This window comes from Opacimonas viscosa (assembly GCF_024199005.1).
In the GTDB taxonomy this organism is placed as follows: domain Bacteria; phylum Pseudomonadota; class Gammaproteobacteria; order Enterobacterales; family Alteromonadaceae; genus Opacimonas; species Opacimonas viscosa.
Window position 1 is genome coordinate 1 of record NZ_JANATA010000409.1, and the last position, 215, is coordinate 215.

Genomic DNA, 215 nt, shown 5'->3' on the forward strand with positions numbered 1-215 from the left:
CTTCGAGAGATAATCATCCGCACCAGCGACTAAGCCCAGCACATTTGCTCCCAGAAAACTCTAGCGGTAAAGATCAAAAACGGTACTGTAATCTGGTTCATTCGTGCGTATTTTATAACATCAATACCTACGATTTTGGGTAGGCCAAGAACCATTATGAGCGCTTCTTCGCTATATCCGGTTACCATAAACAGTGCTCTTTCACCATCGACTGC

1 protein-coding gene is annotated in these 215 nt (G+C 44.2%); it reads right to left on the bottom strand.

What is annotated here, in order from left to right:
* Positions 1–29 precede the first annotated feature (29 nt).
* Positions 30–215, bottom strand: a 186-nt coding sequence (locus NLF92_RS14085) for a response regulator (protein ID WP_489886399.1), incomplete at its 5' end; no start/stop codon positions are given.